Below are 26,528 nucleotides of genomic sequence, written 5' to 3' on the forward strand. Positions count from 1 at the left end.
CCGTTTCATTTCCATTTCAACTTTAACTGGCCGCCAGCTTCTGCTTAAGACGCATAATCCGTTCATAAGATTGCTTGATCCGGCGCTCGGTAATCTTGCCTTCACGGACCAATTGCTTGATCGTCGATACTGCTTTGGTTCCCAGCCCCGGTTCATAAATGAGATTATTGCCGAAGAGCAAAACATCCGCCCCGGCCTTTACCGCCCTGTAAACACCCTCTTTAAAACCGTATTCGCCACTTATTGCCTGCATTTGCATGTCGTCAGTCACGATTATGCCGTCAAAGCCCAGCTTGCGACGCAGCAGGCCATGGATAACTTTACGGGATAGAGTTGCCGGATATTTGCGATCCCAGCGGGAATTGAAAATATGGGCAGTCATGACCATATCCGCCTTGCCGTCGGTAATTAATTTATGAAAGGGATAAAGCTCACTGGAATCCCATGAGCCGCTCACATCGGTGAATCCGAGATGGGAATCTCCACGGGAACTCCCATGTCCCGGAAAATGCTTCAGGCAGGAAACAATACCTTCAGAATGCAATCCATCAATATACGACTCGGCAAATCCAGCTACAATCCGGGGATCATCTGAAAAGCTGCGCTGTAAAGCCGCTATCACCGGGTTAGCGGGATTACGGTTCACGTCTACCACCGGAGCAAAATTCATGTTAATACCAGCCGACTTAAGCATCTGCCCGATGATATGCCCAGCCCTGTATGCAGCTTGCGTATCGCCACTGTTGCCTAATTCGGCTGCGGAAGGTGTTTCCGGGAAGCCCATCTCGCCAGTGAGCCTTTTTATTATCCCCCCTTCCTGATCAATAGCCACAAACAACGGTATCTCCGCATGGCTTTGCAGATCAGATGTGAGTTTCACAAGTTGATCGGGGCTGGCAATATTACGCACCGTGCTGTTCAGAGCGCAATCTTTGCTGAAAAGAATCACCCCGCCGATACGGGACTCATTAATATCTCTGACAACCGGATTCTCTGCATTCAGTTCCAGCCCTCTGAATCCGACCATGACCATCTGTCCGATCATCACATCCAGTTCCGAAGGAGCGGGAGAACTGCCCTTCAATGAACAACCGCTAAAAATCATGACAAAAAACATGAAGATAAATATTATTTTTCTCAATGGAGAGCTCCGTATTTTTCTGAATGCAGAATAAAAAAAACATGTTATAGTGAGCATTCTGCAATTTAGCAAGATGAGCAAGTATATTGCCACCAGTAATGATTTCCTATAAACGAATTTCTCAACTTGCTTATAATGAATTGCAAACAGAAGGAAAATGAATGTCCCAGACAGCACTGCAAAAAGTAGTTGACCATGCCCGTGCCGGACTCGAAGTCCGGGAATCTTTTTTTGAACAATATTCTCAGTTGGTGGTTGATGTTTCCAAAGCACTGGCTGTCCGCCTTGCTCTTGGTTCCAAGATCCTCTTCTGCGGAAACGGAGGAAGCGCGGCAGATTGTCAGCATCTGGCGGCTGAACTTGTAAACAGGTTCAAACTGGAACGCCCGCCCCTGCCCAGCATAGCCCTGACCACAGACACATCAATCATTACCGCCATCGGTAACGATTACTCATATGAAATGATTTTTGAAAAACAGGTTCAGGCTCTGGGTCAACCCGGTGATGTACTCGTTGGAATCAGTACTTCCGGCAGCAGCCCCAACGTGATCAGCGCCCTTAAGGAAGCCAAACGCAAAGGCATGGTTACCATTGGAATGACAGGCATCAGCGCAGGAGAAATGCTGCCCATCTGTGACCACATCATCAGCATCCCCAGCAAGGACACCGCAGTAATTCAAGAAGTCCACATCGCTGTGGGGCACATGTTTTGCCACCTTATCGACCATTTCCTTTTTGAAGCGGTGAACGAACTTGAACCCTACCTGAACGGGGAATAAGCTAAATCCCGGTAAGCGAGCTCCAGTATGCAAATTCTTATTGTTGAAGACAGTAACACCAGCAGAATGTACCTCAAGGAAATCCTGAAGGTGATAACCGAAAAGCTTGATAAAAAAAGCATAGATTGCGCAGTCTGCGGTGAAGAAGCACTGGAAAAATTCGAAAAAAAGTGGCTTGAAGGAACTCCTTACGATCTTATTTTCATGGACATCATCCTCCCCGGCATGGATGGACTACAAACCCTTGAAAAGATCAGAGCCATTGAACAGAACAAACAGATTCCGGAAGAAAAGAAAGTTAAAGCAATCATGACCACCGCACTGGATGACAGCACCAAGGCTTCACGCGCATTCTTCCAGTGTGAAGCCCTGTCTTACATCACCAAACCCATCACCGCTGAGAAGATTCAAGCGGAGCTTGGTAAATTCGGGATGGTTTAAGGATTCACATTATGGATGCACTGACTCTTGCCTTCATTCCTGTAGCGGCAATTCTGACCATTACCCCCGGTTCAGACACCATGCTTGTGGTCAACAACACCCTGACCCGCTCTACAACAGACGGGTTATGCACTGTGGCCGGGATTAATGCCGGACTGCTCATCCATGCCCTTGCTTCAGCACTGGGGCTGTCCATGATCCTCATGAATTCCGCCACTGCTTTTGAGATGGTCAAGCTTGCCGGGGCACTCTACATCATCTTTCTGGGCGTGCAGTCCCTGCGCAACAGCCGCAAACAGGAAGAAACAAAGTTCTCCGCAGAGCCGTGCAGCAAAGGAATTTCTGCATCCATCCGTGAAGGATTCCTGACCAACGTACTCAATCCCAAGGTTGCGGTCTTTTACCTTGCCCTGCTGCCCCAATTCATTTCTCCCGGCGAATCCATCTTGCGCCAATCCCTGCTGCTCATGACCATCCACTTCAGTATGGGCATTCTCTGGTTCAGCTTTATCACCCTCGCTTTGGGCAGAATGCGCCACCTCATTTCCGGCGGTAAATTCAAAAAAAGACTGGAAGCCCTTTCCGGAGTTGTTTTTATCGGCCTCGGATTGAAAATGGCTCTTGCTAAAAATTAATACTATTCGAATTCCTTTGCCACGCGCAGGCTCAGCCCGGTATCCTCTAGTTTCCGGGCTGCATCTTCTGCCGAGTCCCTGTCCCGACAAACCCTGACCACCAGTTGTGCGCACTTAGCCTCATCATAAACCCAGACATTTTCATCCAACCGTATTCCGACTTCTTTTACCTTGCGTAACAAATCCGTGCGGCAACGCTCTCTCTGCCCAAAAGCCCCCTCATCAAAATCATCCCCAACCGCAAGAACCCACCACTGTCCCGTTTTCTGAAGACTACTCATCCTTACCTCCTTTTGTCCCGCAAGCGGTCAGTACTCGGCTTGCCCCATGAGCCCGCAAGTGCTAGACAGAAGCATGTTATTTTCTAAATCTATACCTTTTTCCGGCATAAAAAACAAAATCGCATTCAGTGCAGCTCTGTTGGTTATCGCCGGATTATTCTTTATTCCCTATAGGGAGATCAGACTGGAAAGGATAAGGGCCTTTGGAGAAAACAAAGCTATAGGTATAGTTATTGAAAAAAACAGCCGAATAGGCGAACATAATTTCGAGAGCACAGAACAAAAACGTCAGACCGTCAGGTATCGCTTCATAGATCCTTCCGGTTTGCCAAGGGAAAGAACTGCTACTGTACAAGACACATACTGGAGGAATATCTCACAAGGGGACAGTGTTGTTGTGTACTATGCCAAAGCCGCACCCAGAGTATCACGCATTGAACATGAAAAAGAAACTGCGGTAGTCCGGCTTTTAGCAAAATTTTCACGGGAACAGTACACACAGATTTATGCCGAATAACTCAATGTCCTGAAGAACTGCTCACACAGTTCTCAATCATATTTCCAGAACCGGTTTCAGTGGGCGAAAGGGAAGAGCGCGTACTAAGGCCGTTAAAAGCATTTAACTTAGGATCAGGAGAGAGCATGTTAAAGAAGCTGGCATTTCAAACTAAACTTATGCTTGGGGCAATCTTAATCGTTCTGGCCACGATTATTTTCATGACAGGGATAAATCTGTATAAAGTACAGGACTCGCTTCATCAGCTGGGTCAAACTTCCATGAAATCAATTGCTGACAGTGTTCATTCACTCATGGAAATGCAAAATGATATCCTGATGGATAAGGTTAAAGCTGACATTGATATTCTGGATAAAAAAATATTTTCACTTGGTTTCCCAAAACTTAACAAACGCCATCCCGTAGAAACAACCATTACCAATCAGGTAACAAAGCAAAGTGAAAGCGTTTCTATCCCCAGCCTTGAATTCGGCGGCATCTCGATCAACGGCAAATTCGACATTGTTGATGATCTCAAAAAGGATATAGGCGGAACAGCTACCATCTTCGAAGTGTTGCCCGGCAAACTCTTGCGAGTATCAACCAACGTACTCAAGCTGGACGGTAACCGAGCAACAGGTACCTACATCCCCGATTCCAGCCCGGTATATAAAACGGTCATGTCCGGTAAAACATACTACGGCATGGCTTATGTGGTTAATGCCTGGTACATCACCGCCTACAAACCGCTGACCGACCTTCGTGGAAATATTGTCAGTGTTATCTACGTGGGCCGCAAAATAATCACAGAGGCTTTTAAGAAATCCGTGCTGGCATCAAATGTGGGCGGTAAAGGATATGCAACCATATTCAACCGTAATGGAGATGTTCTGCTCCACCCGACCCTGACTGGCAAGAGCTTAAAAGACACTCCCTTCTGGAATCTTTTTGCCAACACAGAAGAAGGGGAAGTTGAATATAACTTAGACGGAAAAGAAAAATCAGCATACATCATCCATTTTAAACCATGGAAATGGTCATTCGCCTTCATGATGAACACTTCTGACATGTCCCATGGCGTGGACAGAGAAATATTCATCACTAACGTCATCATTGCCGTGGTAGCTCTCTCCATCGCCGCCATTATCCTGCTGCTGATGATCCGGGTAACCACAAAACCTTTGCAGCAGCTCTCCGACTTTACTGCCAAGGTATCCGAAGGTGATTATGACTCCGAACTTGAATACGATGTTGACGACGTAGTTGGTAAAACTATCAGCTCGGTGAAACACATGGTCTTTGAGTTGAAGAACAAGCTGGGATTTTCCAGCGGCCTGCTCAGCGGCTTGACTCTGCCCTGCGTAGTTGTGGACCTCGACGAAAAGGTATCTTTCATCAATCAACACCTGATTGATCAGTTTGGACTATCTGGTCAGCCGGACAGTTACCTCGGCAAGCATGTCAGGGATTTGGTCAACATCCAGACCATCGAAGAAACCATTAACCGCTGTATCAAAGAAGAAAACAGTTTCTCTGAAATTGAAATAAACGGAACAGCGGCAAATGGTAAGGAATTCTACGCTATCATCGATGTGGCCCCGCTGCATGATCTTGATAAAAAGCTGATCGGTGCTTTCATGGTCATGAACGACATCACAGCCATCAAAGAAAACGAAAAGGCTATTACTGCCCAGCGTGACACCATTGCTGAAACGGCAAGAGATGCAGACGAAATATCTGATCAGCTTGCCTCTGCCGCAGATGAACTTTCCGCTCAGGTTGATGAATCCCGCCGCGGTGCCGAAGTCCAGCAGGAACGGGCCAGTGAGACAGCCACAGCCATGGATCAGATGAATGCCACGGTAATGGAAGTAGCCCGCAGTGCCGGGGAAGCTTCTGAAAATGCCCGGACCACCAAAGGCAAAGCTGTGGAAGGACAGGAGCTTGTCGGACAGGTTGTTACCGCTATTCAGGCCCTTGAACAAAACTCAGAAGAGCTCAAATCCAGCATGGAAGAACTCGGCGTGCGTACCGACTCAATCGGCAAGGTTATGAACGTAATCACCGACATTGCGGACCAGACCAACCTGCTGGCCCTTAACGCAGCAATCGAAGCAGCCCGCGCAGGTGAAGCCGGACGCGGGTTTGCTGTAGTTGCGGATGAAGTCCGTAAACTGGCAGAAAAAACCATGGACGCAACCAAGGAAGTCGGCGAGGCCATCACTTCCATTCAGGAAAGTACCAGAACCAACATCAGAGTTTCTGAAAATGCGGTTGAATCCATTGTACAATCAACCGATCTTGCCTCAAAATCAGGTGACGCCCTCGATGAAATCGTACGCATGGTCGAAGCTTCCGCAGATCAGATTGAAGGAATTGCAGCAGCGGCGGAAGAACAGTCCGCATCAAGTGAACAGATCAGCCGTGCTACCGAAGAAATCAATGTAATATCTGCTGAATCCGCTGAGACCACAGTCCAGTCGGCCATGGCAATCTCGGAAGTGGCAAAACTTGCAGCCAACATTAAGGAACTTATCAGAAACATGCAGTCATAGCCGCATCCTGAAATAAAACAATACCGGCGGTCTCCAACAGGAGGCCGCCTTTTTTATGATTCCCTGTACTCCTGCTGAGCAGAGGTCTCTTTCTTGACCCCAAAAAAAACAGCGTGTACCCAGCTTTCAGACTACAAAAGAAAACCTTCGACCCGGCGGTAAAACAACCATGTGCGGCATTGCAGGATATTTCCAGTCCGGAAAACAGCCCGGAAGCATAAAACCAATTCTCGATCTCCTGTCCCATCGCGGGCCTGACTTTCAGCATATCCATACTGAAAATAGTATTGAGTTGGGCCATACCAGGCTGTCCATCCTCGACCTTTCCGACCTCGGTAACCAGCCCATGAAAGATCCGCTCACCGGGAACATCATTGTTTTCAACGGGGAAATATACAATTTCAAATCTCTGCGGGAAGAGTTGCTCAGCAAAGGGCACACATTCAATTCCTCCGGGGATACGGAAGTCCTGCTCAAACTTTACGGAGAGTACGGGGAAAAATGCATCACCCTGTTGCGCGGCATGTTCGCCTTTGCTATTTGGGACAAGGCTAAGCAACATCTTTTCATCGCCCGCGACAGGCTGGGTAAAAAACCTTTTTTTTACTCCCAATCCGGCAACGGTTTCATCTTCGGTTCTGAAATCCGCGCCCTTGCAGCCCACCCCGAGATTTCAAAAGATATCGATGTACAGGCCATTGACCTGTTCATGAGCACCGGATGCGTTCCGGCTCCCTATTCCATCTACTCAGCCATCAGGAAACTTCCGGCAGCCCATTACGGGATTGTTAATGCCGACGGACTGGCCCTGCATCGCTATTGGTCCCTTGATTTCACCCAAAAAATTGAGTGTTCTGAAAAAGAGGTGCTGGATTCCCTGCACACCCGGCTTATGGAAGCCACCCGCATTAGACTGGAAAGTGATGTACCCTTGGGAGCACTGCTTTCGGGCGGGGTTGATTCCAGCCTCATCGTGGCCCTGATGGCCGAGGCCGGAAGTAAATCCATCGATACCTTCACCATCGGGTTTCATGAAAAGAAGTACGATGAATCCGGACATGCTGCAAAAGTTGCCAAGCACCTCGGTGTAAACCATCATGTAGAATATCTGGACCCGACCCAATTTGAGAACATGCTGCCCGCAGTGGTCAGACAATACGGGGAACCTTTTTCCGATGATGCCTCACTGGCGACCATGCTGCTCAGCGAAGCCACCCGCAAGCATGTGACTGTGGCCCTCAGCGGTGACGGTGGAGACGAACTGGCCTGCGGCTATTCGGCCTATACCCACGTAAAACTGGCCTCAGCCCTCGCTCCTTTGATCGGCAAAGAACCGCTACCTGAAAAAAATATTGCCAGTGCATTTAACAGCAGCTCCGCACTTGGAGCTTTACGCCGCAAAATGATCTGCAAGTTGCACCCGGAATTCAAACGCATCCTGCGCAATGAATACAAAACCGCCCGCTATAAAAACGATTTTTACCGCGCAGAGGTACGTGAGCAGCTGGCCCAATCGACTCTAAGCTGGATGTACGAACTTTCCCGGCAGGCCTGCGCACATGCGCACAATCCGGCAGAACGGCTGCTCTGGATGGATACGGTCCACTTCCTTGCCGATGCCCTGCTGGTCAAAGTGGATATCGCCTCCATGGCCCACAGCCTTGAGGTTCGCTCTCCGCTGCTTGACCATGAGCTATTCGAATACATGGCCAGCCTGCCCCCGAGACTAAAGCTCAAGGGCGGCGAGTCCAAATACCTGCTCAAAAAACTTGCAGAACGCTACCTGCCCAAGGATATCCTCTACCGCCGCAAGCAGGGTTTCTCAATGCCCGTGGCAAAATGGACCAGCGGAGACTCCGCCGGGTTCACCCTCGAAGCTATCAGTCAGGCCACCCCGTTTCTAAAGCAATTCTTTGATATGGACGCGCTGAATCGCCGCATTGACGAGCATGTTTCAGGCCGCAAAAAGCACAAGAATTTTGTATGGAACATACTTAATCTTTCGCTCTGGGCTATTGAGCATGAGAGTGGGAGGGTTTAGGGAAACTAACTTCTCCTTACCCGCCCCAAAACAGCCGAAAGCATAAATCCCGCAACACTCACGGCGATGATGGTGGCCCCGGAAGAAAGGTTCAGCTGATAGGAAAGCAGCAATCCGCTCACGCAGAAAATCATACTCAAAATTGATGACATAATCATCATGGTAAACAGTGAGGAGGTCCTGCTTTCGGCAATCTGAGGCGGAATGGTCAATAACGCGATGACCAGAATCAGACCTACCACGCGGATAACCATGACCACGCTGAGCGCGATGAGAGCCAGCATTATGAAATAAAGCAGGGTCACCGGAACGCCGCGTGAACGGGCAAATTCCTCATCAAAGGACATGGCCCAGAATCCCTTATAGCAAGTAAAAACCACCAGCAGCACAACGACCGCCAGACCGCCCATGAGCATGAGGTCGGACTTGGGCGTGGCAAGAATGCCGCCGAAAAGATAACTCATCAAATCCACGTTGTAGCCGGGGGTAATGTCCAGCAGGATAATCCCCAAAGCCATGCCCGCAGCCCACATAACCCCGATAAATGTATCCGCCCGCTCCTTAACCTTCATAGTCACCATTGCCATGAGCAAAGCCGCGCAGACGGCAAATCCGGCTGTCACCGGAAGCATGGGCAGACCAAGAAAAAAGGCCAGCCCTACTCCGCCGTATGAAGCGTGAGCAACACCGCCTGCCAGCAGCACTACCCTGTTAACCACAACCAACGCACCGATAATCCCGCAGATAATGGAAGCAAGCAACCCGGCAATGAGCGCATTCTGCATAAATTCAAAACTCAGGGCCTCAAGCATCCCAGTCTCCTTCGTTGTCATCGGATTCAGGATGGAATTCCAGCACACGGTGCGGCAATTCCCCGTGGGTGATCAGTTCAATGGGACAAGTTCCCTTGATGGTTTCACCATAGGCTTCACTGAGCAGCTCACGGGTGATCTTAGGCTGATCGTGCAAATGAACCTTACGGTTGACGCAGGCCACGGATTTCACACCCTGTCCAAGCACGGAAATATCATGGCTGACCATAACGATGGTCATTTCCTCATTAAGTTCCTTAAGCAAACAATAAAGCCCGCTTTTACCGGCCTGATCCACACTGGCTGCAGGTTCATCCAAAAGAAGCATTTTCGGTTCATCCACAATTGCACGGGCAATAAATACTCTCTGTTTCTGCCCGCCTGAAAGATCGGATACCCGGCGATTGATCTGCTCAAGCATGCCGACCCGCTCAAGAGCCTTTTCCACCTCTCCCCCGGAGCCATTACCGAAACTCAGGCCAAACACTCCCTTCAGGCCTGGGGAGACCTTCCCCATGAGCACGGCATCACGCACGGTTATGGGAAAACTGGCGGAAACATTGGTGTATTGCGGCATATAACCGATCTGCCCGCCATTTTTACCCGGCGGCAGACCCAGAATTTCAATACTGCCCTGCTGCGGCTCAATCAAACCCAGCAAAAGTTTGAGCAGGGTAGTTTTGCCGCCCCCATTAGGACCGATAACGGCAAGATAATCCCCGGACACTATTTCAAAGCTGGCTTCGTCCAGCACCTTATGCTGCCCGTAGCCGAAACTTACGTTTTTAAAAGTAATCGCACTTTCATGATTCATATGATTTCACCTTTCGCCAAATTGATCATAATTGAAGCGACTCAGTTGATAGCTCAATTGAGAATGATTTGCACTATCTTTATTCAGCAGTATCTCATATAATCGGCAGTATAAAATTTACATCAATTTCACTGTATGTTTATTTAATTTTTTAAGTCTCCCTGCTATAAAAGCAGGTAAGCGACGATAACACTTTAAAAGGAATATGAAAATGCAACTCTTATTCATCGGGGATTCACTTACTTCAGGAGTCAGCGACTCGGAAAGGCTGGGCTGGGCCGGAAGAATATGCAAACAGCTCGATCCCCAAGGAGCCAAACTTACCGGGTACAATCTCGGAGTACGGGCATCCACCACCGCACACATTGAATCCCGCTGGGAAAAAGAAGCTGCTGACCGGATCAATGCGGACACACCTTCCCTGCTTATTTTCTGCTTTGGCGCACCCGACGCCGTAAAAAATATTTCTCCCGTGCAAAGCAAGGTTTGTGCTGAAAATATTCTCGGCAGTGCAAAAGAAAAATATGCGACTTTATTCATCACCCCGCCGCCCATGATCGACAGCGAAAAAGACAGCCGCACAATAAACCTTTCCGCAGAGTTCAGCAAAATATGCACAACCCTTGACATTCCCTGTCTGGACATTAATTCCCCACTGCGGGAAAACCCCGCCTACATTAAGGCCCTCAAGGAAAGCGACGGAGTCCATCCGAACGCAGAAGGTTATGGCATCATGGCCGGGATGATTAAAAAATTCATTTCACCCTACATCCTGCCCCACCTCAGATAAGCATACGTCTTTCCACCAAATCCAGTTACGAACCTGGCAGCATTTCCCGGTCTTATTCAGACGGGAATGCTGCCTCATTTGATAAGGATATTCCCATGCGCTCATTTGCCAGTGATAACTACTCAGGTGTCCATCCCGAAATCATGAAAGCCATCATGGAAGCCAACGCAGACCACATGCCTTCCTACGGCGCAGACCCGGTTTCTGCGGAAGCAAAAAAACTTTTCAAAAACATTTTCGGAGAACAGGCCAAAATTTTCTTCCTGACCACCGGGACAGCCACCAACACCCTGATCCTGCGCCACCTTTGCAAAAGCTGGAACAGCGTAATCTGTTCCGAAGACGCACATATCAACGTGGATGAGTGCGGTTCACCGGAAAGTATGGGCATAAAGCTGATGCTGGCAGAAACAGTAAACGGAAAGATCAGCGTAGAAACCATCAAGCCGCTGGTACCTTCAGAGCCGGACGTGCACCGTGCTCAGCCCGCAGTTATTTCCATCACTCAGAACACTGAACTGGGTACGCTCTACACTGTGGACGAAGTCAAGACCATCTGCGACTTTGCGCACAGCAAAGGCCTTCACATACACATGGACGGGTCCAGAATTGCCAATGCTGCGGCTGCCCTTGGGGTTACCTTCAAAGAAATGACTGTTGATTGCGGAGTGGACGTGCTCTCTTTCGGCGGCACCAAGAACGGCTGCATGTGCGCTGAGGCTGCGGTTTTCATTAACCCGGAACTGGGCAAAGACTTTGAATACATCCGCAAGCAGAACATGCAGCTTATTTCCAAAATGCGTTATGTTGGAGCGCAGTTTAAAGCCTTGCTCACTGACGAACTCTGGAAAAGGAATGCCGAACATTCAAACACACTGGCCCGCACCCTCGCGGAAAAGGCCGGAGCAATTGACGGTGTAGAAATCACCCGCCCGGTGGAAGCCAACGGAGTTTTCGCCATCATTCCAGAACACGCAGTAGAAAAGTTGCAGGAAAAGTTTCCCTTCTACGTCTGGGATGACCAGACCGGAGAAGTGCGCTGGATGACCTCTTGGTCTACCACTGAAGAAGATATTGATAATTTTTGCGCAGCGTTGAAAGAATTAATCTAAAAGAATGCCTCCGGCGACCAGAGCCCCCTTTGAAAAGGGTTCTCTGGACTCTCCTAAACTTTTTAGTAGGGCTTCGCCGTTTCTACCGCTAAATTTTACGTACTTGAACTAATCAAAAACAACTAAAAGTTTTTGGGATTCTCAAACCCTTTTGCAAAAGGGTTTGAGGCCCCCGGCAGGGCCGCCGGAGGCATGATGAAAATCTAAATATTTCCTGCCTTGTTCCTTTCCCATAAACTTGAACAGACTACGCTCGGATGTATCCAGCAGATCCACTACGATAAGCCCGTCAAGTGAGTTGCCAAAATCAGGGTCTATATTAAATCCGGCCAGCTTGCCGCCGATCTTCAGATAATGGCGCAGCAGAACCGGGATTCCCATACCGCCTTCAATATCCTGAACTACTTTATCAAGATCGGACTGATCAATAAAAGACGTACCGGGTAATGCCTTCTGCCATGACTTTAGGTTTTTGAATTTCAAAGGACGGGCCGGAGAAATTAATTCTGCAAGATCCTCACGGCCGTTATATTTCATGAGTGAATTAGCTATCAGCTCTCGAGATATTTTCCTATAATCATTGGAAATGCTCACGCAGCCGAACAGGAACCTGTACTGAGGATTGCGTGCGAGATAGGCAGCAATACCTTTCCAGAGCATCATCAGGGAGTAAAAATTTCTCTGAAATCTTGGACGAATAAAAGATCGGCCCAGTTCAAGGGCCGGATTCACTTTATCAAAAAACTTAGAGTCAAATTTAAAAAATGAATGGCTATAGATCCCATTCAGGCCAAAACGTTCAATCTGCTCATCTGCGCGGGCAATACGGTAAGCCCCGGCAATTTCTTTACTTTCCTTATGCCAAAGTACCAAGTGAATGAAGGTATCATCAAAACGGTCCACATCCACAGCCTGCCCGGTCCCTTCGCCCACCTGACGGAATGTTTTTTCACGAAGCCTTCCGATTTCATGCAAAACAAAGGGACAATTGGCAGCATGAACCTCATGCACCACAAACTCGTTATTCTCCACAAGAATGGATTCCGACCCTATCATGGTCAGCTCGGTAATGATTCTACGCTGAGCAGTCTGATTACAAATAGGCTTTTCCTTCCTCTTGAACGCAGGAAGAGCTACCTTTTTCTTTTTAAATCGTGACCGCAGGCTATAAGTGCGAAAACGCAAGTATTCCATAAGTTTCTGTTTACTATCAAAAGAAGCCAATCGTTCGCTACTGACCGTACTACCCACAGCAAATTCCACCGGGCCTGATTTCTTTTTTAAATTCTCGCGGGGCAGCAGAACAGTGCGCAGCCGGGGATGGACCATACCAGCAGCCTGAAAAAGAAAACTGTTGCGACCATTAAAAAATACAGGCGTGGCACTGGCCCCGGTATGTTTGATGATCCCGCCCACAGTAGGACTCCAGACCGGGTCTTCAACCCTAGCACCCCTAAGATTCAGGCTTGCGACTTCTCCGGCAGGGAAAACGGCCAACATGCCACCCCCCTTGACCCATTTCACAGCCTCTTTAAGACCGGAAATATTTCCAAGAGGGGAATCCTTACGCCCGAATGGGTCCACACTGATCAGGTGCTCTTTCATTTCAGGAATTAAGCCGAGCATGAAGTTCGCCATGATTTTGACATCTGGACGCACTGCTTTCAGCAACTGCATCAGGATCAAACCTTCCACAACACCGAAAGGATGGTTAGCAACCACTACAGAAGGTCCGCTTTTCGGTATACGGTTCAATTCCTTATTATCAAACCCGACATCAAATCCTAATAGGCTTAAGGATTTACTGATAAAATCCACATCATCTTTCTCAGCCCAACAATCATCTTCATGCACCCGTCTGTATAATCGACTCAGCCGGGGTAGACATAAAAGATGAGCCAAAGGTTTCTCAACCAGAGAAAATAACGCATCTCTGAAAGGATCATCAAACGGTGATTTTAGACTGAACAGCTCAGAACATGTTTCACGAACCATCGGCAGCTCCTGCTATTGTTTTTTAATTACTCACAATAACCGGAACAGATGATCGGCATGTTACCCATTAGTGACATCTGCCTTACATTTATTACCCATCTCTATTTTTCAAAAAATAGATAAATCTATACTCAAACAAAAATAAAAAGCAGACTAAAAACTGTCTGCTTTTTATTTTTTACTTGTCAAACGTTCAAAAAATAACTATTGAATAGTTCCAAGATCGGCTTTCATATGCCAATGATCCCTTGGGATTGGGATGCAGAAACTGCGTTTTGCCACATCGGCGCACAGTATCAACCCCTTTGTATCCTGATCCCAAAACACACGATCTATGAAAAAAGCTATCGCTTGTGCATTGGTCAGTGTTTCGGGGCGACTGCCGGGCATGAATCTCTGCATCACTGCAACAGCAGCCTTTCTCAGGGTCTGCACGGCGCTTGTGGATATCGCTACATCCTGAAAGTCCAGTTCATGAAGAATTGCGTTTTCTCCGGCCATGACTTCAGCAATCTTGACCCGCTCCTCAGACGCTTCACGGTGTTGACGATTATACATGGTCTGCCTCCTGATGCTGTTACGAGATGCAAGTACTCAATCACATGCAAAAGACGAGCCGACTGTTTATATCAGTATATATTATTATTTGGGTAAAATAAAATCTTTTTTATCATGGGCGTATTTATGAATGAAAAATATTTCGGAGCACGGCTTCAAGAAGATGGAAAATGTTCATTTCGCTTTTTTGCCCCGCAAGCCCAAGAGGTTAAAATCAAGGTACAATCCCAACAGGAAATTGTAGAAACACTGAGCCCGGTCCAATACGGATTTCATGAAACAACCATTGAAAAAATTCGTCCGGGAGACCTCTATTCTTTTGCAATTGATGGCGGCCCAGCGATTCCTGACCCGGCTTCGCTGTGGCAACCTTCAGAACTTAATAACGCTTCCACAATAGTCGGCCATCATTTTTTTGACTGGGAAAGAGACAAATTTTCCGGCCTTCCCATGAGCGAAATGCTCATTTACGAAGCTCATGTAGGTACGTTCAGCCCGGAAAAGAACTTCAAAGGTATCACTTCCCGTCTGGCTCACCTCAAGGAACTGGGCATAAACACCCTGCAACTCATGCCTGTAGCCAGCTTTGAGGGTAAGCAGGGATGGGGATATGATACTACATATCCGTACGCGGTACACCCTCCTTACGGCAGCCCAGACGATCTAAAGGAACTGGTCAAGGAATGCCATCAAAATGGGATAGCGGTAATCCTTGACGTATCCTTTGGCAGTCTGATTCCGGTTGAGAGCCTCGAACCAGCCTACTCTCCATTTTTCAGTGAAAAATACAATGTCCCCAGCGGTCGGGCTTTAAACTACGATGAAAAATTCAGTTACGGGGTACGGAATTTTTATGTCCAATGCGCCCTCTCATGGCTGCGAGATTATCGTGTAGACGGATTGCGCATCAAGGATGCCGATCATATTTTCGATCAGACACCCATCCATTTTCTAGAGGAGCTTTCTACCCGGATCAAACGGTTTGCCAAAGAAAACAACAGAACTTGTGTCTTGATCAATGGTGATAAACGTAACTCCCTGCGGCCGGTATTGCCTCCTGAAGAGGGTGGATACGGTCTGGATGCCCTCTACAATGACGATTTTTACTGCGCATTGCAGAATCGTGTTACTGGAAATAACGAAGGTCACTTCAAAGACTACTCCAACCCTGACCGTATGGTTTTGGCAATGCAATACGGCTTTGCATACCGGGGTGAGGTATCAGACCACTATCTCAGGCTTCAAGGACGCAGTAAATCCGAACTACGCGGCTGCAAATTCGTAGTCTACTCCCAAGGTCATGAGATAAATGACGGTCAAGATTCCAAGTGCCGAATCATTGAAAAAGCGGGGTTCGAGGCCGCCAAACTTAGCGCCGGCGCAACCCTGCTCTCCCCCTACGTACCCATGATTTTCATGGGTGAGGAGTACGGTGAAACCGCTCCCTTTAATTATTTTTCTGACGATGACTGCGAAAAATCCGTCAGTCAGTGCCACCTGAACTGGCATAATATTGAAAGCGATCAGGGCCGGGCTATGCTTCGCCTGTACCACAAGCTGCTCAAAGTAAGAAAGGAACACCCCACCATCCACGAACCATGCCGCAGCAGATGTCAGGTGCAGGAAATAACACCGGGCGTAATTCTCATATTCCGAAACCCCACATCTGGAGATAAGAAATACGCAGCTTCGATCTTCAATTTCAGCAAAGATGAAGCTGAATGCAGCGTTGCCGGGTATCTCCCTGAAGGAGTATGGACCACTGAAATCTATAGTGCCTCAAACTCCTTTGCCGGAAACAGCACCCCCCTGCCGGGAATCCTGCCCCCGAATGGCAGAGTAAAAATAGCAGGACAATCTTTCGCTCTTTTCCTCTACTCTGAACTCATGGTCCGAGCCGAGGAGATTTCAATCAGATAAGAATGATCTCGGCTGGACATCTCCCCTCTTGCCCTGCAATATGATAATGTAAAAGGCAGCATGACTTTATCTTATTTTGCTGAGCAAGAAGGAGACTTTTACAATGAAACGTTCCAGCGGTATTCTTTTACACTTCACCTCCCTGCCTTCCCGGTTCGGTGTAGGCGATCTGGGTCCTGCGGCATACGCTTTCGCAGACTTTCTGGCTGAAGCCGGACAAAGGTTCTGGCAGGTACTGCCAATTACTCCCACCGCTCCTGATCTCTGCAACTCCCCCTATTCCGGTTTTTCTGCATTTGCGGCCAATCCACTGCTGATCAGCCCGGAACTTATGGTTAATGACGGTCTGCTGGAATACGAAGAAATTCTTAAACATACGGTCTCTGATTCCGGCCACGCTGATTTTGACACGGCCGGACAGGTCAAAGAACATCTCCTGCGCGAGGCTTTTTCACATGTCGCCAACACCCTGCTCGAAGACCCTATCTTCAACCAGTTTATCTGGGATAACATGCACTGGGTTAACGATTTTGCTCTGTTCACCGCCTTGAAAAAGCATTTCAAGGGTGAAAACTGGACCACATGGCCGGAGGATATTCGCAACCGCACAGAAGACGGATTGCGTCACTGGGGCGAAAAGCTTTACCGCGAAATTCTCTACGTAAAATTCTGCCAATGGGTATTCTTTCGTCAATGGGGACAGCTCAAGGATCATCTTGATGAGATCGGGGTGGAACTCATTGGGGATGTACCCATTTATGTCACCCACGACAGTTCTGATGTCTGGGCTAATCGGGACATCTTCAAACTGAATGATCTTGGTGAAGCATATTGTGTGGCCGGGGTTCCGCCGGATTACTTCAGTGAAAAAGGGCAGCTATGGGGCAACCCGGTCTACAATTGGGAAGTTCTTGAGAATGACGGATTCGGCTGGTGGATCAGCCGCATGAGACACAATCTAGGCTTGTACCACTGGGTGCGCCTTGACCATTTCCGAGGCTTTTCCGCATACTGGGAAGTGCCTGCCGAGGCCGAAACAGCTATGGAAGGGTACTGGGTTCCAGCCCCCGGGCACCTGCTTTTTGAAAAGCTCACCGACGAAATGGGCTGCCTGAGAATTATTGCCGAAGACCTTGGGCACATCACCCCTGATGTTATCTGGCTCAAAGACCGCTTCCAATTGCCGGGAATGAACATTCTGCAGTTCTCTTTCGGGGAAGACATTGGCTATTGCGGGGATGCACTGCACAACCACAAACGTAATTCCGTGGTCTACACTGGCACCCACGACAACAATACCAACCGAGGCTGGTTCCTTGATGATGCTGATGAAATGAGCCGCAAACACCTGCTTTCCTATCTCGGTCACGACTGGATAGATGATGCTAAAATTTCATGGGAACTGATCCGGTTGCTCATGTCCAGCGTCGGCTGTCTATGTGTCATTCAAGCGCAGGATCTGCTCAGCCTTGACGGACAGGCACGCATGAATGTTCCCGGCGAGGCTGACGGCAACTGGGGCTGGAAACTCACCCCCGGACAACTCACACCTCTCATCCGTGAACGACTTGGTGAAATGACCGAGCTTTTCGGGAGAACCAGTAAAATTGACTAATTTTTATATCATCTGGAAAACAGCGACGACACTATAAATAGAGCGTGAGAAAAGTCCCCCCATAAACCAGATAACCACTGAAATAACAAATGAAAAACAGTCTTTATACGGAACATGCCCACCAATACAGTGAGGCCATCAAAAAAAACATTTATAATGCTAGGTTTGAACGTCCCACGCTGCAATCCATGATGCCTGATCTCAAAGGCAAGTCTGTACTGGATTTAGGCTGTGCTTCAGGGGAGCATTCACGGCACTTGCTGGAAAATGGTGCAAATGTCACTGCAATCGATATTTCACAGAAAATGATTGACCTGATACAGAGACGATTCACCGACAGCCTTAGATGCTACGCGCACGACATCTCCAGCGGCCTGCCAGACGAACTTGATGCATCTTTCGATCTAGTAATCAGTGCATTGACAATTCATTATATTAATGACCTGAATCCTCTTTTTTCCGACATCGGACGTGTTTTAAAGAAGGATGGACGCTTTCTTTTTTCAACCCATCATCCTGTGCTCGATTTTCAGGCGTCTGTTTCCGGCAATTACTTTGAAAAAGAATTGATAACAGAGAAGTGGGATGTCATCGGTGATCCCGTCGAAGTTTCCTTCTACCGCAGACCACTTACCGAGTTGCTCGCCGCCATCACTCAAGCTGGACTTTGTGTTACCGGCCTTAATGAAGGGAAACCGCAACACGAAATACAAGATGTTAATCCCGCAACATACAAAAGGCTCTCCACCAAACCAAGTTTTCTGTTTATTGAATGCAGAAAGATTTAGACCCGGCACCGATTAAAAATCATAGCTAACTTTAGCCATAATAAAGTTTCACTTCCGTAACCGGAATGCGATTTATATCCAGACTGACAGGCGTATAAGCCCCCTAGTCAGAGGATTTAATAATCAATTCCACAACTGAAGTCGGAGGTTTATTATGAATTCTGCCCAGAGAGCAAATATCAGGAAGCATCTTGAAGAAAAACTTGCTGAACTTGTTGAGCGTGTCCGGTCCCGTAACACTGCAGTTGAAAGCTGCGCTGACGATAATGAATATGCTTCACGCATCAGCGAGCAAAAAATCAACCTTGCCCTGCATGTGCGCGAAAGCGAACTGATCACTGCGCTTGAAGAGACTATAGCTCGCGTCGAACATTGGGATTTTGGTATCTGCGAAGATTGCGGTGAAGAAATAGCCATTGCCCGCATCAAAGCCAACCCGACTACCCGCTTCTGCGTGTCCTGCCAGTCCCGCATGGAAGAAGACCAACTCGGCCGCGTAGGATAGTAAAAATATCCCCTTTATCAGGCTTGAGAAAGAGGATAGTTATCTATCCATGACATCAAACTTGAAAATATCAGTCATCATTCCGGTTTATGATGAAGCCTTGACGATCAGCTCCTGCATCGCGAATGTGAAGAAATGTTGCGGGAAAAATTCTGAAATCATAATCGTTGACGGTTCAGCTGACGGGTCAACCCTGTCAGCCGTTAACGATGATGAGGTGATACTTATTTCGTCACCTCCCGGACGAGCAGTCCAGATGAATTACGGTGCGCAAAGGGCCGAAGGTAACATCCTGCTCTTTTTGCATGCCGACACCACCCTGCCGCCTGATGCTGGCGGTCTAATTCGCAAAGCCCTTGCTGCGCCCTGCGTTTCTGCCGGTGCCTTTAAGCTCGGCTTTGACACTTCCGCACGCTCCATGAAACTTATCGCTTTCCTCGCTGATCTGCGTTGCCGAATCGAGCGCGTCCCTTACGGGGATCAGGCTATTTTCATCCCTAAAACAACCTTCGATGAACTAGGATGCTTCCCGGAAATTCCACTCATGGAAGATGTTGAATTTTTCCAGTCAATCAAAAAACAACGCAAAGAAATTGTCATCCTTAAAGAGGCTGTTACAACTTCCGCCCGCCGCTATCTAGCCACTGGACCGCTACGCTGTGCGCTGCGCAATACTTTCCTGCGCTTCCTGCATCTATGCGGGGTAACCCCCGGCACACTGAAAAATATGTACCGCAGACGGGAACAAGAATCATGAAATGTGCTGTTATCGTCTTTGTAAAATATCCCGAACCCGGCAAGGTAAAAACCAGACTTGGTAAAGAAATAGGCTACGAAACAGCTGCTAAATTATACACTGCTTTTGTGGAAGATATGCTTCGCAATATGGATTGTGCCGATCTTAATCCAATCATTACATATGATCCCTTTCAGGCAGAGGAACATTACAGAAAGTGGCTTGGGGAACACACCTATATTCCACAACACGGAACCGATCTCGGAGAACGCATGCTGAATGCCCTACGTTCTGCATTCGAGCTGAAATTCGATTCCAGCATCCTGACCGGAAGCGACCTGCCGGACCTTGATCCAGAATTTATTCTTCAAGCTATGCAAGCCCTAAAAAAAGCCCCCGCCTGCATCGGACCTGCAAGTGACGGGGGCTATTACCTGATAGGTTTTCAAAAAGAATATTTAACAGATTCCATATTCAGAAACATGGAATGGAGTACGGAAAGGGTATTTCCCGAAACAATTTCACGCTTGGAAAAACGAGAAATTACCCCGGAAATTATTCCAGAGCATCAGGACATGGATACTGTGGAAGATTTGAAAAGACTCCTCAGTAATCCAGCAGCACAAGCCCTTTGCCCCAAAAGCTTAAAAATATTAAAAACGGTCTTTCCGCTCTAAGTTAAATCAAAGCTAATACTCAACGATATTAAGCTTGGCTTCGTTACTGTCTTTACGGCGGGTGAAGCGCAGACGATCACAGCCGAGATCGTCGATTACTTCGATATCCCAGTTGCCGCCAGTCCCGAATCCGCTCATAAGCTCTTCACGGATACCAAGCCGAACCTGAAACTCAACTACCGGATTGGAAGTGGTATCAAGATGATTAACTATGATGGGTACAAGTCCGCAAGTCACGCCTTTTAGATCAACAAATTTACTGTCTTCCATTTTATTTTCCAACGCAAAAATTTTCGAAAATTGAATTCAACACTTCCTGCGGCGTAATCTCCCCGGTTATCTCGGAAAGGGCACTGCAAGCAGACTCAAGACGAACACCGAGCAGATCGTAAGGCACCTGCATTGCTATATCACCAAGAAGCTCGTCCAGCTCAAGATGAGCCTTTTTCAAGGTAGCAGCCTGACGGGAGTTTGGAACCAGCTCATCGGGATCAGGCTCACCTGCTCCTTTGAGAATATGCTCACGAATCAGGACTGCCAGCCGCTCAATACCCTGACCCTTTTTGGCAGAAATTTCAACAACCTCATATCCAGCATCACGCATAATAGCAGCAGGCGAAGGATCGGACTGATCAAGATCGGATTTATTGATTACCGCAAGGCAATCCCCGGTCTTATCTGCAAACTGCGGATCTAAATCAGCAAGAGCAAACGGCTTGGAACCATCGATAATCAGTAGAACCAGATCAGCCTGAGAAGCCAGATCGCGCCCCATGTCCACCCCGGCCATTTCAACAGCGTCACTGGTTTCACGCAGCCCTGCGGTATCGACTACGCGGACCTGCAAACCTTCGAGATTCAGGGTTTCCTCGATAAAATCACGGGTAGTTCCGGGAATATCGGTAACAATTGCCCGGTTACGTCCCAATAGCGCGTTAAGCAGGCTGGACTTACCAGCATTAACTTTACCGGAAAGAACCGCAAGACCGCCTTCACGCCAAGCCTTGGTCCGTTCTACGCCGGAAAGAATTTCAGAAATATTCTTTGCTGCATCTCCCACCTCGGACTGCATCTGTTCAAGAGGCAGACACTCTAATTCATCTTCGGGGAAATCCACAGCCACACAAAGCTGCGCGCGAAGCTCTTCCAGCCGCGCGCGTAATCCGCTGATACGTTCACCGAGCACACCGGACAATTTCACCTTGGCAAGCTGGGCAGCTCCACGCGAGGGAGCATGAATCATCTCCGCTACAGCCTCGGCCTGAGTAAGGTCCATACGCCCATTCAGGAAAGCACGTAGGGTAAATTCACCGGCGTTAGCCAGTCGAGCCCCTTTAGAGAGCACTTCACCGAGTACAGCACTGAGAATAGCCCTACCGCCATGGCAGTTAAGCTCAATAGTATCTTCCCCGGTGTAGGAATTGGGACCGGGCATGAAAACAGCCAAGACATCATCTATCTCGACGGATTCAGCATCTATGACGGTTCCGTAATGCATGGTGTAGGGTTTGAAACCAGAAAAGGAATGCTTTGCCGGACGAAAAATATCCTTGGCAATTAATTGGGCCTTTTCTCCACTGATCCTGATGATTCCGACCCCGCCGTCCCCCGGAGGGGTCGCTATAGCGGCAATGGTACCGGTGGAAGTTATGGACATATCAATATCTCCCTAAAAGAAAGGATAAACCCCGCAGACCAGAGTCCACGGGGTTTTCAAAATCGTTATTCAGCGATCGTGAACTGACAACTAGTAACGGTTGTAGCGATCACTGTTGTAATTAGCGCTGTTACCGTCTTTATTGCCGTCTTTGTTACGATCAGCATTGCGATCATTAGTGCGGTCGTTACGGCGAGTATTATTGTAACGGGACTGACGGTTCCCGTAGTTATCGTCTTTGTTGTAACGATTGCCGTAATTATCATCAAAAGGTGCCGGACGGTTAAATTCTTCGCGATTACCGAAGTTTTCGTCACGGTTCCTGTTGTTGTAATTGTCATTACGGGGATTGCGACCACGATAATTATCGTTGCGTCCGCGTCCTCCGTAATTATCATTACGCTCTCTACGTTCGGGACGCTCGGTACGATCCCTGCGGTCACTACGTTCAGGACGCTCGGTACGAGATCTGTGATCACTACGTTCGGGACGCTCAGTACGATCCCTGCGGTCACTACGTTCAGGACGCTCGGTACGATCACTGCGCCCACCACTACGATCGTTGCGATCATTGCGAGAATTATAGCGATTACTTCCGCGTGAATTGTAACGATCATTGCCGCGAGAATTATAACCGTCGTTACTTCTTCCGCCACCTCCAGTGCTACGACTGCGACGAGGCAGAATCAGAACCCGTTTCATGGGGCCTTCACCTTTGCTGCGGGTATTGACGTGCTTATCTTCCTGCAAAGCCATGTGCACGACCCTGCGATGGTAAGAACTGAGCGGCTTAGTGGACTGAACACGTCCGGTGTGCATGGCTTTATCGGCAAGATGCCAAGCCAGCTGACGGAGTTTCTCATCCTGACGCTCACGGTAGTCGCCAGTGTCAATCTGAACACGCACCGAAGTCTGCAATTTCTTGGAGACCATACGGTTACAGAGGTATTGGAGGGAAGACAAAGTCTGTCCCTCACGGCCGATAATCAGGCCGGAATTTTCTTCATCATCCACCAGAACATTAACGCGATCTTCGCCCACTTCGATTTCAAGTTTGGGCTTACCCTGAATGATGGGTTCAATCATCGTTTCAAGAGCTTCACGGACAGCGGCAGCGATATCTTCAGGATCACCTTCCATGATGCTGCGCGGCTCGCGACGTTCTTCACGACGCTCACGCTGTTCTTCACGCTGTACGTCGCCAGATTCAGCCTGCTGTTCTTCAGAACTTTCAACAACTGCCGGAGCGGGAGCTTCATCCCTGACAGCAACTTCGCTCTCAGGTTTAACAGCAACTTCACCTTCTTCTTTCACAGCCACATCAGCCTCGGGCTTAATGGCAGGAACTTCAGGCTCGGTGCGCGGAGCTGGAATATTTTCTTCTTTAGCAACCGGAGCCTGTTCTTCCCGGCGACGGTCAGCCTGTCTAGGCTCGGACTGTCTTCTTTCGGGCTGCTCCCTTCTTGGCTGACGACCTCTTCCTCTTCTGGAATCATCGTTCAGCGTATTACGGTTATCCCCGCCTCTGGGGCGAGCTTTAACCTTTGCATTTTTCTTTCCTACCAGACCAAAAACGCCGGTAGAACCTCCACTAAGGATCTCTATCTCAAGTTTGTCGCGATTCAGACTAAAATGATCACAGGCAGTATTAATCGCCTCGTCTAAATTCTTCCCCTGGAATTCCATGAATTCGCTCATTCTATCTCCTGATTGTTCTTCACTCCATTAAATCCGATCAGCTTGTTACGCTCTAATTCTTAACGTTGCGCATCATCATCCACTGCTGTGCAATTGAAAGTACGTTGTTCACCATCCAGTATACAACCAGCCCGGAGGGGAAGTTGAGGAACATAAAAGTGAACACGAGGGGCAGAAACATCATGATTTTCTGCTGGGTCGGGTCGCCCGCTGAAGGCGTCATCTTCTGCTGCAGGAACATGGTAGCACCCATCACGATAGGAGTGATGTAAAGCGGGTCTTTTGCCGAAAGGTCGGCCAGCCAGACAATATCAGTAAAAGGCAGGAAATGGACGAAATCAGCATGCCTGAGTGCAACTGTTCCCATCAACGCCTTGTACAGTCCAAAGAAAACCGGAATTTGCAGCAGCATGGGCAGACAACCGCCTGCGGGGTTGACATTATATGTCTTGTAAAGCTGCATCATCTCTTTGTTCAGAGCTTCCCTGTCATCGCCATGCTTCTCACGAAGTTTAGCCATCATGGGCTGCAGACGCTTCATCTGCTCCATGGATTTGTAACTCTTGTGGGACAGTGGCCAGAAAAGAATCTTGATGACAATAGTCAGCAGAATAATTGAAATACCGTAGTTGTGAACATACTGGTTGAACCATTCAAGAGCCACAACCAGAGGCTTGGCGATGATGTCGAACCAACCGAAGTCAATAGCTTTATCGAGATTACCGGGCACCTTCGCCATCAACGGTGCATCCATAGGCCCGAAGTAGTAGGAACAGGCCAGTTTACGCTCAATATCTTTGTCAAAAGAAACATTCTGTTCGGCGGCAATACGGAAAATATCATCCTGCAACTTACCCTTCATGGTAACGGAATCGGCACCCGGAACAAGAGCGAGAATGAAATAGTTTGAATTAATCGCAGCCCAGCTGAGATTGCCGGTTTCACTGACACCTGTTTCGCTGAGTTCATCACGATCATTTTCCTCAACCAGACCTTCAGCATTGTACCATGCAATTCTGGTCGGATTGTAATTGTCATCAGCAGCGGTAAGGCTCTTAGTGGCAGTGGTGAAAGCGATACGTCCCATGCCGCTGGGATTGGATTTATTAATAATCCTTACGTCTTCATCAATGAGGTAGTTATCTGCGTGAAAAGTGAGTCTGCGCTCAATTCTGAATCCTTCCACATCGCCGCGAAAAATAATTGTACCGAGTTTGTCACCATCAAGATGGATATTTCCGCCCTCGTAACCCCAGACTCCATTGGCCCAGGTGGCAATGCCGTTGAGAATAAGGCCCATGGGGGCTTTATTCAGGGCATTCATGCCGACCATATCCACATCAGGGGAGTTGGCATCAATGGTTTCCTTGAATTTTTTAAGCTTAAAACTTTCAAGAAGACCGCCCTGTGAATTGATCACTGCAGAATAAAGGGGAGTTTCAACGGTAAGTTTTGTTCCCTTGGCGGAAACAATGGCGCTTGTGGAAGCGGGATCAGGCAATTGATTTGATACAGGACCGGCGACATTGGAATCAACGGCCTGATTTGGTTGAGCGGTTTGCTCCTGCTGGGCAGGCGCGGGCTGCTGCGGCGGAAAAATAAATTGCCAACCGAGAAGAACTGCAAACGAAAGGGCTACAGCCAAAATAACGCGTTTATTATCCATGTCTTTTTTTTCTCACTAAAATTTGTCCCTTTAAATCAAACCGGGACTGCGCGGTGGTATTTTTTCTTGGGCGGGAACGGGATCGAATCCGCCCTTGCATAGCGGATTACAACGCATCAGACGCCACAAAACGTACATCCCCCCTTTCAGCACTCCATGAAGGGATATAGCCTCTATGGCGTATTGCGAGCAGGTTGGATGGAAGCGGCAACACCCCGGAAATAACGGGGATATAAACTTCTGATAAAAGCGTATCGGGTAAAGAAACAGAGTCCGCATTCCCTGATTTCTCATTACTCTCCACCAGTGGAAAAATTATTTATCTTTCCGATCATAGGGAGAAGTTCTTTTTCGACAAGAGCATAATTTATAGCCCTGCCGTTCAGTGCACGTTTGGGCACAATAATGATATCCGCACGCACCTGAAAATTTTCCTGATTCAGCCTGAAGAAACTTCGCAAAACCCTTTTAATCCGGTTCCTGACTACAGCAGGTCCCTTCTTTCTGCTCACGGTAAGGCCCAAACGGACCCCGCTGGGGCCGCTACCATGACACAGCACAAAGAGTATAAAACTCCTTGTGAAGAGCTTCTTTCCCTGCTCATAGCAGAGTTCAAATTCAGGCTTACTAAGGAGCTTGTGCTCCTTTTTCCAACTTAAACGGCTAATCTTTTACGACCCTTTGCACGACGTCTTGCAATAACTGCACGACCGTTTTTGCTGCGGGAGCGAACGAGAAAACCGTGGGTTCTTTTTCTTCTGCATTTACTAGGCTGGTAAGTTCTTTTCATTGTCCTATTTCTCCAAAAATTAATAA

At 48.2% G+C, this 26,528-nt stretch carries 27 protein-coding genes; 14 read left to right on the forward strand and 13 right to left on the reverse strand.

The genetic code is table 11. The annotated features are described in order from the left end of the window. Positions 1 to 22: 22 nt before the first annotated feature. Entirely contained in the window at positions 23 to 1,141 is a 1,119-nt protein-coding gene (locus D0S45_11610; protein ID TIH15308.1) for a glycoside hydrolase family 3, read from the reverse strand. A 161-nt stretch (positions 1,142 to 1,302) separates the two neighbouring features. Between D0S45_11610 and D0S45_11615 the strand changes: the two genes are divergently transcribed. From D0S45_11615 to D0S45_11625, 3 genes are read left to right on the forward strand one after another with little or no spacing between them, the layout of a single operon-like run. After that, entirely contained in the window at positions 1,303 to 1,920 is a 618-nt protein-coding gene (locus tag D0S45_11615) for an SIS domain-containing protein (GenBank protein ID TIH15309.1), read from the forward strand. Between the two features lie 27 nt (positions 1,921 to 1,947). After that, positions 1,948 to 2,361 carry a response regulator gene (locus tag D0S45_11620; GenBank protein TIH15310.1) on the forward strand — a complete coding sequence of 138 codons (414 nt, stop codon included), beginning with the start codon at positions 1,948 to 1,950 and terminating at the stop codon, positions 2,359 to 2,361. Between the two features lie 11 nt (positions 2,362 to 2,372). Then, positions 2,373 to 2,996 carry a LysE family translocator gene (locus D0S45_11625; GenBank protein TIH15311.1) on the forward strand — a complete coding sequence of 208 codons (624 nt, stop codon included), beginning with the start codon at positions 2,373 to 2,375 and terminating at the stop codon, positions 2,994 to 2,996. A 2-nt stretch (positions 2,997 to 2,998) separates the two neighbouring features. On the opposite strand, the gene D0S45_11630 is transcribed toward D0S45_11625, so the two are convergent. Continuing rightward, a complete protein-coding gene (locus D0S45_11630) occupies positions 2,999 to 3,277 on the reverse strand; it encodes a hypothetical protein (GenBank protein TIH15312.1) in 279 nt (92 codons plus the stop codon). A 73-nt stretch (positions 3,278 to 3,350) separates the two neighbouring features. Here D0S45_11630 and D0S45_11635 point away from each other — a divergent pair, with 73 nt between their 5' ends. The 3 genes from D0S45_11635 to asnB all read left to right on the forward strand — a co-directional run bounded on the left by D0S45_11635 (position 3,351) and on the right by asnB (position 8,369). Next, positions 3,351 to 3,794, forward strand: a complete 444-nt coding sequence (locus tag D0S45_11635) for a hypothetical protein (protein ID TIH15355.1) — start codon at positions 3,351 to 3,353, stop codon at positions 3,792 to 3,794. 125 nt (positions 3,795 to 3,919) lie between these two features. Further along, positions 3,920 to 6,328: a PAS domain-containing protein gene (locus tag D0S45_11640; GenBank protein ID TIH15313.1), complete on the forward strand. Its 2,409-nt coding sequence runs from the start codon at positions 3,920 to 3,922 to the stop codon at positions 6,326 to 6,328. Between the two features lie 169 nt (positions 6,329 to 6,497). Beyond that, positions 6,498 to 8,369, forward strand: a complete 1,872-nt coding sequence (gene asnB / locus D0S45_11645) for an asparagine synthase (glutamine-hydrolyzing) (GenBank protein ID TIH15314.1) — start codon at positions 6,498 to 6,500, stop codon at positions 8,367 to 8,369. Between the two features lie 5 nt (positions 8,370 to 8,374). Here asnB and D0S45_11650 read toward each other — a convergent pair whose 3' ends face one another. Further along, positions 8,375 to 9,181 (reverse strand): metal ABC transporter permease, encoded by an 807-nt coding sequence (locus D0S45_11650; protein ID TIH15315.1) that lies wholly within the window; start codon positions 9,179 to 9,181, stop codon positions 8,375 to 8,377. Next, a complete protein-coding gene (locus D0S45_11655; GenBank protein ID TIH15316.1) occupies positions 9,174 to 9,995 on the reverse strand; it encodes an ATP-binding cassette domain-containing protein in 822 nt (273 codons plus the stop codon). The genes D0S45_11650 and D0S45_11655 overlap by 8 nt, the downstream gene beginning before the upstream one ends. 205 nt (positions 9,996 to 10,200) lie before the next feature. On the opposite strand from D0S45_11655, the gene D0S45_11660 reads away from it, so the two are divergent. Both D0S45_11660 and D0S45_11665 read left to right on the forward strand, forming a co-directional pair. After that, on the forward strand, positions 10,201 to 10,785 hold the full coding sequence (locus tag D0S45_11660) for a lipase (GenBank protein ID TIH15317.1): 585 nt from the start codon (positions 10,201 to 10,203) through the stop codon (positions 10,783 to 10,785). A 95-nt stretch (positions 10,786 to 10,880) separates the two neighbouring features. Continuing rightward, positions 10,881 to 11,897 carry a low specificity L-threonine aldolase gene (locus tag D0S45_11665; GenBank protein ID TIH15318.1) on the forward strand — a complete coding sequence of 339 codons (1,017 nt, stop codon included), beginning with the start codon at positions 10,881 to 10,883 and terminating at the stop codon, positions 11,895 to 11,897. A gap of 141 nt (positions 11,898 to 12,038) precedes the next feature. Here the strand turns inward: D0S45_11665 and D0S45_11670 are convergent, their stop codons facing one another. Then, on the reverse strand, positions 12,039 to 13,892 hold the full coding sequence (locus D0S45_11670; GenBank protein ID TIH15319.1) for a lysophospholipid acyltransferase family protein: 1,854 nt from the start codon (positions 13,890 to 13,892) through the stop codon (positions 12,039 to 12,041). A gap of 204 nt (positions 13,893 to 14,096) precedes the next feature. Further along, positions 14,097 to 14,450: a hypothetical protein gene (locus tag D0S45_11675; GenBank protein ID TIH15320.1), complete on the reverse strand. Its 354-nt coding sequence runs from the start codon at positions 14,448 to 14,450 to the stop codon at positions 14,097 to 14,099. Between the two features lie 126 nt (positions 14,451 to 14,576). Between D0S45_11675 and D0S45_11680 the strand changes: the two genes are divergently transcribed. The 6 genes from D0S45_11680 to D0S45_11705 all read left to right on the forward strand — a co-directional run bounded on the left by D0S45_11680 (position 14,577) and on the right by D0S45_11705 (position 20,691). Next, positions 14,577 to 16,370 carry a DUF3459 domain-containing protein gene (locus D0S45_11680; GenBank protein TIH15321.1) on the forward strand — a complete coding sequence of 598 codons (1,794 nt, stop codon included), beginning with the start codon at positions 14,577 to 14,579 and terminating at the stop codon, positions 16,368 to 16,370. A 103-nt stretch (positions 16,371 to 16,473) separates the two neighbouring features. Further along, complete coding sequence (gene malQ, locus D0S45_11685; protein TIH15322.1) at positions 16,474 to 17,985, forward strand: 4-alpha-glucanotransferase; 1,512 nt, start codon at positions 16,474 to 16,476, stop codon at positions 17,983 to 17,985. Positions 17,986 to 18,074: 89 nt separating this feature from the next. Then, positions 18,075 to 18,773 (forward strand): class I SAM-dependent methyltransferase, encoded by a 699-nt coding sequence (locus tag D0S45_11690; GenBank protein TIH15323.1) that lies wholly within the window; start codon positions 18,075 to 18,077, stop codon positions 18,771 to 18,773. Positions 18,774 to 18,927: 154 nt separating this feature from the next. Next, entirely contained in the window at positions 18,928 to 19,278 is a 351-nt protein-coding gene (locus D0S45_11695; protein TIH15324.1) for a TraR/DksA family transcriptional regulator, read from the forward strand. Positions 19,279 to 19,327: 49 nt separating this feature from the next. Further along, positions 19,328 to 20,035, forward strand: coding sequence for a glycosyltransferase (locus D0S45_11700; GenBank protein ID TIH15325.1), 708 nt, complete (start codon positions 19,328 to 19,330; stop codon positions 20,033 to 20,035). Beyond that, positions 19,975 to 20,691, forward strand: a complete 717-nt coding sequence (locus D0S45_11705) for a glycosyltransferase (protein ID TIH15326.1) — start codon at positions 19,975 to 19,977, stop codon at positions 20,689 to 20,691. Before D0S45_11700 ends, D0S45_11705 begins: the two co-directional genes overlap by 61 nt. 12 nt (positions 20,692 to 20,703) lie before the next feature. Here the strand turns inward: D0S45_11705 and D0S45_11710 are convergent, their stop codons facing one another. The 7 genes from D0S45_11710 to D0S45_11740 form a co-directional block, all read right to left on the reverse strand. Further along, positions 20,704 to 20,961: a hypothetical protein gene (locus D0S45_11710; GenBank protein ID TIH15327.1), complete on the reverse strand. Its 258-nt coding sequence runs from the start codon at positions 20,959 to 20,961 to the stop codon at positions 20,704 to 20,706. Position 20,962: 1 nt separating this feature from the next. Beyond that, positions 20,963 to 22,348 (reverse strand): tRNA uridine-5-carboxymethylaminomethyl(34) synthesis GTPase MnmE, encoded by a 1,386-nt coding sequence (gene mnmE, locus D0S45_11715; protein TIH15328.1) that lies wholly within the window; start codon positions 22,346 to 22,348, stop codon positions 20,963 to 20,965. Between the two features lie 90 nt (positions 22,349 to 22,438). Next, on the reverse strand, positions 22,439 to 24,046 hold the full coding sequence (locus D0S45_11720; GenBank protein TIH15329.1) for a KH domain-containing protein: 1,608 nt from the start codon (positions 24,044 to 24,046) through the stop codon (positions 22,439 to 22,441). A gap of 52 nt (positions 24,047 to 24,098) precedes the next feature. Then, the gene (locus tag D0S45_11725; protein ID TIH15330.1) at positions 24,099 to 25,712 is read right to left on the reverse strand and encodes a membrane protein insertase YidC; all 1,614 of its coding nucleotides are present in this window, start codon (positions 25,710 to 25,712) and stop codon (positions 24,099 to 24,101) included. Positions 25,713 to 25,742: 30 nt separating this feature from the next. Continuing rightward, positions 25,743 to 26,006: a membrane protein insertion efficiency factor YidD gene (gene yidD, locus D0S45_11730; protein TIH15331.1), complete on the reverse strand. Its 264-nt coding sequence runs from the start codon at positions 26,004 to 26,006 to the stop codon at positions 25,743 to 25,745. Further along, entirely contained in the window at positions 26,006 to 26,380 is a 375-nt protein-coding gene (gene rnpA / locus D0S45_11735; GenBank protein ID TIH15332.1) for a ribonuclease P protein component, read from the reverse strand. The genes yidD and rnpA overlap by 1 nt, the downstream gene beginning before the upstream one ends. After that, positions 26,368 to 26,502, reverse strand: coding sequence for a 50S ribosomal protein L34 (locus tag D0S45_11740; protein TIH15333.1), 135 nt, complete (start codon positions 26,500 to 26,502; stop codon positions 26,368 to 26,370). Before D0S45_11740 ends, rnpA begins: the two co-directional genes overlap by 13 nt. Positions 26,503 to 26,528 lie beyond the last annotated feature (26 nt).

The sequence above is a fragment of the Marinifilum sp. JC120 genome (assembly GCA_004923195.1).
In the GTDB taxonomy this organism is placed as follows: domain Bacteria; phylum Desulfobacterota; class Desulfovibrionia; order Desulfovibrionales; family Desulfovibrionaceae; genus Maridesulfovibrio.